Annotated in this window: 9 protein-coding genes and 3 pseudogenes; 2 read left to right on the top strand and 10 right to left on the bottom strand. The window is 64.1% G+C overall.

What is annotated here, in order from left to right; genetic code table 11:
* Window positions 1-9: 9 nt before the first annotated feature.
* The 4 genes and pseudogenes from htpG to AB8Z38_RS27420 all read right to left on the bottom strand — a co-directional run bounded on the left by htpG (window position 10) and on the right by AB8Z38_RS27420 (window position 4247).
* Window positions 10-1885, bottom strand: a pseudogene (gene htpG, locus AB8Z38_RS27435) (molecular chaperone HtpG).
* A 123-nt stretch (window positions 1886-2008) separates the two neighbouring features.
* A complete protein-coding gene (locus AB8Z38_RS27430) occupies window positions 2009-2419 on the bottom strand; it encodes a hypothetical protein (protein ID WP_369720822.1) in 411 nt (136 codons plus the stop codon).
* 265 nt (window positions 2420-2684) lie between these two features.
* Window positions 2685-3284 (bottom strand): nuclear transport factor 2 family protein, encoded by a 600-nt coding sequence (locus AB8Z38_RS27425; protein ID WP_369720821.1) that lies wholly within the window; start codon window positions 3282-3284, stop codon window positions 2685-2687.
* A 156-nt stretch (window positions 3285-3440) separates the two neighbouring features.
* Window positions 3441-4247, bottom strand: coding sequence for a response regulator (locus AB8Z38_RS27420; protein WP_369720820.1), 807 nt, complete (start codon window positions 4245-4247; stop codon window positions 3441-3443).
* A 222-nt stretch (window positions 4248-4469) separates the two neighbouring features.
* On the opposite strand from AB8Z38_RS27420, the gene AB8Z38_RS27415 reads away from it, so the two are divergent.
* Complete coding sequence (locus AB8Z38_RS27415; protein ID WP_369720819.1) at window positions 4470-4703, top strand: NepR family anti-sigma factor; 234 nt, start codon at window positions 4470-4472, stop codon at window positions 4701-4703.
* On the top strand, window positions 4703-5251 hold the full coding sequence (locus AB8Z38_RS27410) for a sigma-70 family RNA polymerase sigma factor (protein WP_082081453.1): 549 nt from the start codon (window positions 4703-4705) through the stop codon (window positions 5249-5251). Before AB8Z38_RS27415 ends, AB8Z38_RS27410 begins: the two co-directional genes overlap by 1 nt.
* Before the next feature lie 72 nt (window positions 5252-5323).
* Here AB8Z38_RS27410 and AB8Z38_RS27405 read toward each other — a convergent pair whose 3' ends face one another.
* The 6 genes and pseudogenes from AB8Z38_RS27405 to AB8Z38_RS27380 form a co-directional block, all read right to left on the bottom strand.
* On the bottom strand, window positions 5324-6022 hold the full coding sequence (locus AB8Z38_RS27405; RefSeq protein ID WP_369720818.1) for a nitroreductase: 699 nt from the start codon (window positions 6020-6022) through the stop codon (window positions 5324-5326).
* Between the two features lie 148 nt (window positions 6023-6170).
* A pseudogene (locus AB8Z38_RS27400) lies at window positions 6171-7414 on the bottom strand (acyl-CoA dehydrogenase).
* Window positions 7415-7530: 116 nt separating this feature from the next.
* Window positions 7531-8778 (bottom strand): acyl-CoA dehydrogenase, encoded by a 1248-nt coding sequence (locus AB8Z38_RS27395; RefSeq protein WP_369720817.1) that lies wholly within the window; start codon window positions 8776-8778, stop codon window positions 7531-7533.
* A 118-nt stretch (window positions 8779-8896) separates the two neighbouring features.
* On the bottom strand, window positions 8897-10024 hold the full coding sequence (locus tag AB8Z38_RS27390) for an acyl-CoA dehydrogenase family protein (RefSeq protein WP_369720816.1): 1128 nt from the start codon (window positions 10022-10024) through the stop codon (window positions 8897-8899).
* 27 nt (window positions 10025-10051) lie between these two features.
* Window positions 10052-11924 (bottom strand): annotated as a pseudogene (locus tag AB8Z38_RS27385) (AMP-binding protein).
* A gap of 43 nt (window positions 11925-11967) precedes the next feature.
* Complete coding sequence (locus AB8Z38_RS27380; protein ID WP_369720815.1) at window positions 11968-12774, bottom strand: enoyl-CoA hydratase/isomerase family protein; 807 nt, start codon at window positions 12772-12774, stop codon at window positions 11968-11970.
* Between the last annotated feature and the right edge of the window lie 40 nt (window positions 12775-12814).

Raw genomic sequence — 12814 nt, 5'->3', positions numbered from 1 at the left:
GGATTGGGATTACCCGCCCAGCCCCGGCAAGACGAGGCGGTTTAGCCGCGCCGCAAACGCCGCCGGGTCCTCCGGCAGCTCGCCGTCCAGAATCTGCGCCTGTTCGAGCAGGAGCAGGCTGAGATCATCGACCACCTTCGAGCCGGCCTGGGCCCTGGTGATCGCCGTGACCAGCGGATGGCGCAGATTGATCTCGAGGATCGGTTTGGTGCGCATGCCGCGGTTCTGCTGCGCCAGGATGCGCTCGAGCTCGCGGCTCGGCCCCTGGCTGTCGGCGACAAGGCAGGACGCGGAGCTGGTGAGGCGGGTCGAGACCTTGACGTCGCTGACGCGCTCGCCGAGCGCCGCCTTGATCACCGCGATGGTGGCGGCCTCGTCGGCGGCCGGCTCGTTTTTTTGCCTCGTCGGTCTCGTCGACGCGCGGGATCAGGTCGAGATTGAGATCGCCCTGGCTCAACGACTTCAGCGGCTTGCCCTCGAACTCCGTCGGCATCGAGGTCCAGAACGCGTCGACGGGGTCGGACAGCAGCAGCACCTCGATGCCACGCGCAGTTGCCGCCTCGAGGCGCGGACTGGACTTCAGCCGCTCGATGCTCTCGCCGACCAGATAATAGATCTCGGTCTGGTTCGGCTTGAAATCGGCGATGACGTCCTTGAGCGACCGTTTCTCACCCGATGTGGTGGTAAAGCGCGACAACGCGAGCAGCTTTTCGCGGCGCTCGAAATCCTCGTAAATGCCTTCTTTCAGCACTGCGCCGAAGGCGTCCCAGATTTTTGCAAAGTTCTCCGCGTCCTTCTCGGCGAGGCTTTCGAGCTCGTTGACCACGCGGGTGGCCACCGCTTTGCGGATCTGCGCCAGCTGCGGATTGTTCTGGAGCATCTCGCGCGAAATGTTGAGCGGAAGATCCTCGCTGTCGACGACGCCGCGGACGAAGCGCAGATAGCCCGGCAACAGATCGGCATCATCGGTGATGAAGACGCGCCGGACATAGAGCTTGACGCGGCCCTTGCGCGAGGGCTCGAACAGGTCGAACGGCTTTGTCGACGGCGCGAACAGCAGCACTGCGTAGGAGTAGCGGCCTTCGGCACGATAGTGCAGCGTCATGGCGGGATCATCGAAGGCCGAAGCGATCTGCTGATAGGCCTTCTTGTAGTCCTCCGCGGTCAGCTCCGATTTCGAGCGCTGCCACAGCGCGCTCGCCGAGTTGATCTGGCGCGGATCGCCCTGTTCGGGCACGAGTTCGATGGGAAAGAGAATGTTGTCGGAATAGGCGCCGATGACGCGCTCGATCTCGTAGGTCTCCAGATATTTTTTCGCGTCCTCCTTCAGGTGCAGGACGATCTCGGTGCCGCGCGCCACGCGCGCCGCCTCCTCGTCGCTCGCGCGCGCGATCTCGAAGCCGGAGCCGCCTTCGGAGCTCCAGGTCCAGACGTCGCTCTCGCCGGCGCGGCGGCTGATGACGACGATCTTGTCGGCGACCATGAAAGCTGAATAGAAGCCGACGCCGAACTGGCCGATCAGGCCGAGGCCGTCCTTGGCTTCCTTCAGCTTCGACACGAACGCCTTGGTGCCGGAACGGGCGATAGTGCCGAGGTGGTCGATCAGCTCCTGCCGCTCCATCCCGATGCCGTTGTCGGCGATCGTGAGCGTCGTGGCGGTCTTGTTCGGGATGATACGGATCTTGAGCGCGTCGCCCTCGCCCAGCAGCGCCGGATTGGCGATCGCCTCGTAACGCAGCTTGTCGCAGGCATCCGAGGCGTTGGAGATCAGCTCCCGCAGGAAGATGTCGGTCTCCGAATAGACGGAATGCACCATCAGGTGCAGCAGCTCGGAAACCTCGGCCTGGAAGGGCTGCGTATGGGCAGCCGTATCTGACGTCGTCATGCGTTTACCCGGTCAAAATCAAAGGGAAGAAACCCGGGATATAACGCGAGGGGATAGGGGATCAAGTGCACATCAGAGATCGCCCTCCTGGCGGAAAGGCGATGTATCCAGAGCCGTTGCGGATCAGGTCAGGCAGCGGCCCGGCTGGAGCAGTTTTGCGACTTCCGTCAGGGAGCTGACCATGGGCTCGCAGGCGATCGTCGGCCTGTTGCGACCCTGCTTCTGCTGATTCTGGAGCACGAGCGGCGGCTTGGCATTGCCGGTTTCGATGATAGCGGGGACCCGCAGCAGCACGGACGTGTCGGCGAGGTCGTTCAGCCGCATCGACACGGTGCGGGTCGGAGCCGCCGCTGGCTTGAGGTCGGCGATCCGGTCGGCCTTGGTGGCACGATTGACAGTATCGCCCGGCTTGTCGGTCACCGCCTGCCAGCGGCCGGCGAGATCGTGGCCGAAGGCCAGCTGGGCGGCACTCAGACTAGTGGCAAGGGTGGCTGCGATCGCGGCGCCCAAAAATGCTTTATGAATCTGTGACATGAATGTCGATCCCTCGCCCCATGGCGATCGTGGGAACAACGCAATGAGCCGGCCGGCAGTTCTCAATCGTTAAGATCACTTAACCGTGTGCGAGAATCGTCGCGGGCGATCAAAAAGTTTGCACCGGCCTGGAACGACTTTGGGGGCCGGGGTCGTCACAACAGCCGGCTATTCCCCCCTGCCCCATAAGCCGGTGACGTAGGGCGCGACTGTGGTGATGCCAGTCGCGCCTTACTTTTGTCTGGAGCTCACTTTTGTTTGCGGACTATTTGGCCTTCCCCGCCAGCCAGTCCCGCCCCTCGCCATAGAGCTGCTCGACTTCAGGCCCGGTCAGGCCAGGCATGTCCCGCTTGACCTTGTAGCCGATCAGCTCCTGCATGTAGGCGAGGTGGCGGTAGCCTTCGGGCAGCGCCGCCAGTGCCTGCTGGTCGAGGCGGAGGGTCGCCGCGGGATCGACCGGGTCGATCCGGTCCTTCTCGTAGATCGGCTGGCGGCGAACGATGCCCCATTTGCCTTGCCGCTTCTCCAGAAAATCATAGAAGCGGCCGGTGCAGACGACGTCGCAGAGCACGTCTTGCACCGGCGCGCGCTGCGAGATCGTCATCTTGGTCTGCGCGAGGGCGCGCTCGCCCTGAAGATCAATGCTGGTGCCGCCGAGGAAATGCAGGATGCGTACGCCCCTGGCGAACCCCTCCTGGCTGACCCGGATGAAATCCCGCGCCGGCCCCTGAAACCAGGTGGCCGACATCCAGCCTTCCTCGTGCCAGACGGTCGCAAACCGCTCCCAGTCGCCGGCATCGCGCCAGACCGCCCAGTTCTCGACGAGGTCGCGGATGGCGAGGCGATCGAGCAGTTGCTGGTCCATGAACACGTCTCCGATGGCACTGCGGCTGCGAGACGGCCGCTGCTGGAGGTATGAGCGGCGAATTCGACGTCCGTCAAGCGCGGCAGACGACGAGAAAAAATCCGGCGTACCTTGCAGTACGCCGGATCAAATCCATTCGCTCCTTTAGGAGCTTCCCTACGCCGCCGGCGCCTTGGGCGCGCGGTTGCGCGAGTTGCGCTGGAAGAACAGCGCCTGGCTCGCCACCGCCGACACCATCGCCGGCTGGAACGGCTTGGAGATCAGGAACGCCGGCTCGGGGCGTTCGCCGGTAAGGAAGCGCTCCGGATAGGCGGTGATGAACACCACCGGCACCTCGAAGGTGCGCAGCAACTCGTTGACGGCATCGAGGCCCGACGAGCCGTCGGCGAGCTGGATGTCGGCGAGGATCAGGCCGGGCCGCTTGTTCTTGGCGAGCGCCACCGCGTCGGCGTGAGTGCGCGCGACGCCGACGACATTGTGACCTAAATTCTTCACCAGGCTCTCGAGGTCCATGGCGATGAAGGTCTCGTCTTCGATGATCAGCACGTCGGTGGCGATCTCGGCTGCCATCTCGCGTCCGGCGGCGTCAGCAAACCGACGCGTCTCGGCGACGTCGGTGCCGAGGATGTAGCCGACTTCCTCTTCCGAAAATCCCTCCAGCGAGAGCAGCAGGAACGCCTGCCGCGGCAGCGGCGTGATATTCGACAGCCGTCGCTCCGGCGGCATCGGCAGCGTCGCCACCTCGGAATCGTCGTTGACGGACACCGAATTCCAGATCTGGGTGAACAGCCGGAACAGGCCCGCGCGCGGCCCATGGCTCTCGTCAAGCACGGACGGATCTCCGAGCATGGCTTCCAACATGGCTGCGACATAGGCGTCACCGGAGGCCTGGCTGCCCGTCAGGGCGCGCGCATACCGGCGCAACAACGGCAAGTGCTCAGCAACAAGCTGCGAACGGGACATCCCCACTCCATTCATTTCGGACCAAAAACTTGGAAACAGGGAACTGTGAGGGGAGGCCCGGGTTCCCCTCCTGCGACTGATTACGTTTCAGGATAAGAAAAGTTCCCCCGAACCGGGAACTTTTTGTCGAACCTCGCATTGAGCCTATCCAGGGAACGGCTCCCGGTTGAGAAAACCTCTCTATTTTGCAGTCACTTAACTCGGGGAAACGTGGAACAGGTCATGAAAGATCTCAAGTCTCAAGCCAGCAAAAGCACGACCCCCGGCAAGGGAGGCCTCACTCCGGAGATCCAATCCCGGATCGGGCACCAACTGCGCGCCATGTACGACGACGTCGTACGGCAAGGGGTTCCCGACCGGTTCGCGGAGCTCATCAAGAAGCTTGATGCGCCGGGAGGCGGACCTCAGGATGAGAATGGTGCTGGGGGCTCCAACGACAACCATGGGAGGGACTAATGCCTCTCACGAACTCCCTGCGTGACGACATCCTCGCGGCCGTGCCGAGTTTACGCGCGTTCGCGATCTCGCTCAGCGGCAATGCGGACCGCGCCGACGATTTGGTGCAGGAGACGCTGTTGCGCGCGCTTGCCAACATCGACTCGTTCCAGCCCGGCTCGAACCTGCCGGCGTGGCTGTTTACGATCCTGCGCAACCTGTTCCGCTCGGACTATCGCAAGCGGCGGCGGGAAGTCGAGGATGCCGAGGGCAACTACGCCAAGACGCTGAAGACGCAGCCCTCGCAGAACGCGCATCTCGAGTTCGAGGAGTTTCGCGTCGCGCTCGAGAAGCTTCCGCAGGACCAGCGCGAAGCGCTCATCCTGGTCGGCGCCTCCGGCTTCTCCTACGAGGATGCGGCCTCGATCTGCGGCTGTGCAGTCGGCACCATCAAGAGCCGCGTCAACCGCGCGCGCTCCAAGCTCGCGGCGCTGCTCTATGTCGACGGTGCCGAGGATTTCGGGCCCGACGAGACCGTGCGCGCCGTGATCGGCGGCAGCGGCGGATAGCGGCCGGCGTTAATCGACCAAACGGTACTGCGAAGGCGGCCGTTCACGCGGCCGTCTTTGCGCGCGCGTCGCTCACTCCTCGACGAACGTGACGGTGTCGGCGACGCTCGCGCGCGAGGTCCGGTAGCTGTTGACCTTGTGGGCGTTGTCGGCATAGCCGAACGAGATACCGCAGACGACGCGGCGGTCGTCGGGCAGATTGAAGTGACGGCGGATCAGGCCCGAGTGACGCGCCAATGCCGCCTGCGGAATTGTGCCGAGCCCAAGCGCCTGCGCGGCGAGCATGAAATTCGAGACATAGGCGCCGCAATCGATCGCGCCGTAGATGCCGAGCGGCTCGCTGGTGTGAATGATCGCGACGTGCGGGGCGCCGAAGAAATTGTAGTTCTCCAGCGCCTGCCTGGCGTAGGCGCTTCTGTCGCCGCGGGCGATTCCGAGCGTGTTGTAGAGCTGAAAACCGCTCTCGCGGCGCCGTTCGAGATAGACGCCGACATATTCGCGCGGCGGGGTGAAATCATAGTCGTCGCCGAGGCCGCTGGAGGCCTCCTTGTAGATCAGCTGACGGAAACGCTCCTTGGCCTCGCCGCTGGCGATGACGACCTGCCAGGGCTGACTGTTGCACCAGGACGCCGTCCGCTGCGCCGTCGTCAGCACATGCTCGATGATGGCGCGGTCGACCGCTTGCGGCAGGAAAGCGCGCACGGAGTAGCGCTCGTTGAGGAGCTCTTCGAGCACGCGGATGCGATCGTCTTGTTTCACTTTGGCGTCCATGGATCAGCTCGCGCTCTTCTCTTCGTAGGGTGGGTTAGCCGAAGGCGTAACCCACCAACTTCTGTTTCCGCGTCGACAGACGCGGTGGGTTACGCCTAGCGGTTTGCGCTTCGCAATCCGCGGGGCTAACTCACCCTACAAGTTACGTCTAACGCCCCTTGGTCGGGATCTTGTTGTACGGCACGTCCTTGTCGACACGGATGTCGCCCGGCAATCCCAGCACCCGCTCGGCGATGATGTTACGCAAAATCTCGTCGGTGCCGCCGGCGATGCGCATCGAGGGCGAGGACAGCAGCATCTGCTGGAACTGGCCCTGCGCGGTCTCCTCGTCGGTGCCGGTGAGAACGCCGGCCGCGCCCTGGAGGTCCATGGCGTAGGCGGCGATGTCCTGGAGCATCATGCCCGACACCAGCTTGCCGATGGAGTTTTCCGGGCCCGGCTGCTCGCCCTTGGACAGCGACGAGATCGCGCGGTAGCTGGTGTACTTCAATCCGCTCGACTTCACGGCCCAGCTCGCAAGTTTCGAGCGCACGGCGGGATCGTCGATGGCGAGCCCGTCCTCCAGCATCAGGTTGGAGCAGAACTCGAACATCTCGGGGACGCCGGTCGCGAGCCGCGATCCGATCGACATGCGTTCGTTCATCAGGGTGGTCAGCGAGACGCTCCAGCCCTCGCCGACGGCACCGAGGCGCTGGCTGTCCGGGATCACCACGTCGGTGAAATAGACCTCGTTGAACTCCTGCATGCCGTTGGCCTGCTTGATCGGCCGGACCTCGACGCCCGGGCTCTTCATGTCCAGAAAGAACATGGTGAGCCCCTTGTGCTTGGGCACGTTGGGGTCGGTGCGCGCGATCAGGAGGCCGAAGTCGGAATAATGCGCGCCCGAGGTCCAGATCTTCTGGCCGTTGACGACCCAGCTGTCGCCCTTCTTCTCGGCCCGCGTGCGCAGGCCTGCGACGTCCGAGCCCGCGGACGGCTCGGAGAACAGCTGGCACCAGATCTCCTCGCCGGAGGCGGCTTCGGCAAATGCCGGCGTTTTGCGTCCTCGCTGCCCCAGGCCATCACGGTCGGACCGCACATGCCCTCGCCGATCTGGAACGGCTGCGTCAGCTTGCCGTAGACGCCCTCTTCCTGTTGCCAGATCACACGCTCGATCGGCGTGGCGCCACGGCCGCCATATTCCCTGGGCCAGTGCAGGCAGGCCCAACCAGCTTCGGCCTTCTTCTTTTGCCAGGCCTTGCCGACATCGACGATGTCGTGATGAGCGAGCCGGATCCGGCCAAGCGAGGATTTCGACAGCTCCTGCTCGAACTGTTTCGGCGCGTTGGCGGCGACCCATTTACGCGCGGTCTCGCGGAATGCGGCTTCCTGCGGCGTATCGTCGAAATTCATGGCGCTTCCCTTTTATTGTCATTCCGGGGCGCGCAACGCGCGAACCCGCAATCCAGAGGTTACCTACACATCCCGAGATTCCGGGTTCGGCTCTTCGAGCCGCCCCGGAATGACGGCTAATTCCTTCCCTTGGTCGGGATCTTGTTGAACGGCACGTCCTTGTCGACACGGATGTCGCCGGGCAGGCCCAGCACCCGCTCGGCGATGATGTTGCGCATGATCTCGTCGGTGCCGCCTTCCACGCGCGTGCCCGGTGCGCGCAGCAGCATCGCCTGGAAGCGGCCGGCGACTTCGGCGTCGTCCGCTCCGCTGACCACCCCGGCCGCGCCCTGAAGATCGAGCGCATAGGTCGCGACGTCCTGAATCATCGATCCCGCCACCAGCTTGCCGACGGAGTTTTCCGGCCCCGGCCGCTCGCCCTTCGACAGGGCCGAGATCGCTCGCATGCTGGTGTAGCGCAGCCCGGTCGCCTTCACCGCCCAGTTCGCCAGCTTCGAGCGCACCGCGCGGTCCTCGATCGCGGGGCGGTCGTCGAGCATCAGGCTCGTGCAATAGTCGAACAGCTCGGGAAAGCCGGTCGAGACGCCCGCGCCAATCGCGCTACGCTCGTTCATCAGCGTGGTCAGCGAGACGTTCCAGCCGTCATTGACCTCGCCGAGGCGCTGGTGATCGGGAATGCGGACATTGGTGAAATAGACCTCGTTGAAGTCGGAGGCGCCGCTCGCCTGCTTGATCGGCCGCACCTCGACGCCGGGGCACTTCATGTCCAGGAAGAACATGGTGAGGCCCTTGTGCTTCGGCACATTGGGATCCGTGCGGGTCAACAGGATGCCGTAGTCGGAATAATGCGCGCCCGAGGTCCATATCTTCTGGCCGTTGATGATCCACTCGTCGCCGTCCTTCTCGGCGCGCGTGCGCAGGCCTGCGACATCGGAGCCGCCGGCGGGCTCCGAGAACAGTTGGCACCAGACCTTTTCGCCAGAGGCGAGCGACGGCAGATAGCTGCGCTTATGCTCCTCGCGCGCGAACGCCATCATGGTCGGCCCGCACATGCCGTGGCCGATGATGAACATGCCGGAGAGCTTGCCGAACGGACCCTCTTCCTGCTGCCAGATCACGCGCTCGATCGGCGAAGAACCGCGGCCGCCATAATCCTTGGGCCAGTGCAAGCAGGCCCAGCCGGCATCGGCCTTTTTCTTCTGCCACGCTTTCGCGACGTCCAGAATGTTGGCGTTCTTCAATTGCGTGCGGCCGAGCGAGGATTTGCGCAGCTCCTCTTCATATTGCTTCGGCGCATTCGCCGCGATCCAGGCGCGGGCAGTGGCGCGGAATTCGGCTTCCTGCGGAGTGTCGTCGAAGTTCATGGTGTCTCTCTTCTTCCGCCATTCCGGGGCGATGCGAAGCATCGAACCCGGAATCCAGAAGGTTATCGACTCATTTCGAGATTCCGGGTTCGCCGCGTTGCGGCGCCCCGGAATGACATCACGCCGCGTTCTTCTTGCGCATGCGGTCGATCAACTGGTCTTCCCAATAGGACAGGCTGCCGAGCCCGAGCGCCATGGCGTTGGCACGGCGGTAATACATGTGGCAGTCGAACTCCCAGGTGAAACCCATGCCGCCGTGGACCTGGATGTTGTTCTTGGCGCAATGCTGGAACGCCTGCGTCGCGCTGATGCGCGCGGCGGCAGCCGCTTCCGGCAGTTCGGATGCGTTGGTCGAAAGCGCCCAGGCGCCGTAATAGCTGTTGGACCGCGCCAGCGTCGCCGAGACGTACATGTCGGCGAGCATGTGTTTGACCGCCTGGAACGAACCGATCTGACGGCCGAAGGCGATGCGGTCGAGCGCGTAGTCGCGCCCCATCTCCAGCGCGCGGTCGGCGCCGCCGACCTGCTCGAACGCGGAGAGCACCGCAGCGCGGTCGAGCACCTGGGTGAGGATGCTCCAGCCTTCGCCGATCGCGCCGAGCGGCTCGGCCTTGCAGTCCTTGAAGGTGATCTCGGCCTGCCCGCGGGTCGGATCGAGATTGGCGAGGCTTTTCACCTCGACGCCGCCGGCCTTGAGATCGACCAGGAACAGCGAGATGTCACTCTCGCGACCACCGGTGCCCGTGCGCGCGGCAACCACCGCGAAATTGGCGATCGCGCCGTCGGCGACCGGCTTCTTGACGCCATTGAGCACGCCGTTTGACGCTGTGAGCTTGACGTTCTTGGGCGAAGGATTGCCCTTGCCCTCGAACAGCGCCAGCGTGCCGATCGCCTCGCCCGAGGCAATCGCCGGCAGCCATTTTTTCTTCTGCGCGTCGCTACCCGCGATCAGCAGCGCTTCGCCGGCGAGATAGACCGTCGAGGAGAACGGCACCGGCGCATTGGCCCGGCCCATCTCTTCGGCGATCACGCAGAGTTCGAGATGGCCGGCACCCGCGCCGCCGAACTCCTCGGGGATCGCGACGCCGAGAAACCCCATCTCGGCGAGGCCCTTCCAGAGCTCCTTGTCATAGGGCGCCTTGCCGTCGAGCACGAGTCGCACCGCCTTGGGCGAGCACTTTTCCGCGAGGAATTTGCGCGCCTGATCGCGGAGCTGCTTCTGGTCGTCGGAGAAATCGAAGTTCATGGCGCGTACCTGTGTTGATGATGTCGATTACTTGAGAATGATGACGTCTTGATCTGGGGCATCGGCATAAAGCCGCTCCACCAGCGCCGCGCGGCGCTCGAGGCCCGCGCGCTGGTTGATGTAGCCCTTGTCGGTAAGCTCGTTGCCGTCGATCGAGGGCGGTTCGGCCATCAGCATCGCGCGCGCGATGATGCGGCTGCTGGCGCCTTCACATTCCCCGTTGTGGGTTTCCAGCCCGCGCCTGAAGCAGGCGATCACCTCCAGGATGCTTCACGGCGTCGGCAAAGCTCAGATCGGGATTGCCGACGAGTTGACGGCAGGCATGCAGGTTAGGCCAGGCGAGGAGACCGATGAAGGCGCGATCCTGCCCCGCGAGCAGCGCATCATGCACGACCGGCGTTGCGGCCGCGATCGCATCGGTGCGCAGCGAGCCGACATGGACGAAGGTGCCGGTGGTCAGCTTGAAGTCCTCAACCACGCGTCCCGCAAAGATGATGCCCTGCACCGGATCGGAATCGTCGACGAAGATGCCGGCATCGCCGATGCAGTAAAACCCCTCCTCGTCGAACATCTTCTTGGTCAGGTCGGGCTGGCCGAAATAGCCGGGCGTGACGTTGACGCCGCGCAGCCTTAACTCGTATTTCGCGCCGCAGGGCACCATCTTCAATTCGACGCCGGGGAACGGCAGGCCGATCAGGCCGACGCGCTCGGTATCCCAATAGGTGCCGGTCGAGGTCGGCGCAGTCTCGGTCGAGCCCCAGCCGGTGTAGAACACGATGCGCTCGCCGGTGGTCTTCACGGCCAGCGCCTGCATGCGGTCGTACAGATCGTCCGGAAGCCGTGCGCCGCCATAGGCCATGATCGAGAGGTTCTTGAAGAAGGAGCGGCAGAGCACATCGTCCTTCTCCATCGCCGCCGCGAGCGCGGCGTAGCCGGCGGGCACGTTGGCGTAATAGGTCGGCGAAATCTCGCGAAGATTCCTGATGGTCTCCTCGAGCTGGCCCGGCATCGGCCGGCCGTCGTCGATATAGAGCGTGCCGCCTTCGACCAGCACCGGATGGAACGCGGCGTTGCCACCCATGGTGTGGTTCCAGGGCATCCAGTCGAGCACGGTCGCCAGCGGGCCGCCAGGCACGCGCGGTCGCACCTGCATCATCATCGCCGCATTGGCACACATCATGCGTTGCGTGTTGATGACGGCCTTCGGCATGCCGGTCGAACCGGAGGTGAAAAGCAGCTTGCCGACCGTGTCGGCCGTGATCTTCGCGATCGACGCGTCGACATCGGCGGTGACGGGCGTTGCCGCGAGCTCGGCAAAGCTGACGCTGTTGACGCCGTCGCAGGGTCGCACGACGTGAACGACAGTGACACCGGTGAGATCCAGCGCCTTCAGCGCCTTTTCGAAGGTCGGGCCGTCCTGCACCATCACGACGGCCGGCTTGATCAGGTCGAACAAATATTTCAGCTTGGCGTGGTCGTGGCTCATCAGGGAGTAGGCCGGCGACACCGGCGCGGCCGGCGAACGCGCTTGCATCGCGGCCTGCGTCATCAACGCATGTTCGATCGAGTTGCCGGAAAGGATCGCGACCGGGCGGCCGTCAAGTTCGAGATTGAGCAGCGCCTGCGTCAGCGCGTCCACGGTGTGCTTGGCTTCGCCGTAGGAGAGTTTTCGCCATTCGCGATTGGGGCCGCCGCGCTGCGCAAGCCAAATGCGCTCAGGCGCGTCCTTCGCCCATTTCGCCAGCGAAGCCGGAAGGTGCTTCTCATAAGCCTGCAGCGGAATGCGCGACTTCAGCACCACCGTGCCGTCGCCGCGACGCTCGACCTCGATGTCGCGCGCGAGCCACTCGACTTTGCGAAAGGCGGGTTTTGTCATCACCGCCGCCGCGCTCCCACTCATTTTGCGTCTCCCGGAATTTTTCGTCCTTTGCGGATCTTCATTGTCAGCGCCTGATATAGACAGGCTTTCGCTTCTCAAGGAAGGCCCTGATCCCTTCCGAGAATTCCTCGGAGCGGCTGCACGGGACCTGGTTGCGGTCCTCCATCGCGATGACAGCTTCCAGCGATCCGGCATCGATGCTCATGTTGAGACATTCTTTCGACAATCGCAGGCCGACAGGCGAGGCGGTCATCATCGCGTCGACGTAAGGGCCGGCGGCGTCATCGAGATTGTCTTCGTCCACGACTTCCGAGACGAGCCCCACCGCAAGCGCGCGCTCAGCGCCGATGAAGCGCCCGGTGAGGATCAGCTCGGACGCGACAGAGACGCCAACCAGGCGCGGCAAGAAATAGCTGGTGCCGATGTCGCAGCCGCCGAGGCCGAGCTTGATGAAGGCGCAGTTCATCCGCGCCGATTTCGCCGCAATGCGGATGTCGGAGGCAAGCGCCAGCGCAAAGCCGCCGCCGGCCGCCGCGCCCTGCACCAGCGCCAGGATCGGCTGTGAGCAACGCCGCATCAGCATCACGATGTCGGCGATGCGCCGCTGCGAGTCCAGTGACTCGGTGACGCCGGGCGGCTCCCGCTGTCCGGCGCGACGGGCCATGGCGGCTTTGAGATCAAGCCCCGCGCAAAAATTCCTGCCGGCGCCCTTCAGCACCACGACGCACGTGTCACGGTTGCGCTGGAGGCCCCGGAAATAGGTATTGAGCGCATCGATCAGCGCGGGATCGAGTGCGTTGAGGTGTTCGGGACGATTGAGCGTCACTGTGTCGACGCCGTCGTTGTGCTCGATCAGCAGCGGTTGGGACATGCGCGCGACTTCCTTCATCCGCAACGATAGTGCCGATTAC

The sequence above is a fragment of the Bradyrhizobium sp. LLZ17 genome (genome assembly GCF_041200145.1).
Lineage (GTDB): Bacteria > Pseudomonadota > Alphaproteobacteria > Rhizobiales > Xanthobacteraceae > Bradyrhizobium.
The sequence above is the reverse complement of the archived record's forward strand: the minus strand, read 5'-3'. Positions and strand labels throughout refer to the sequence as shown.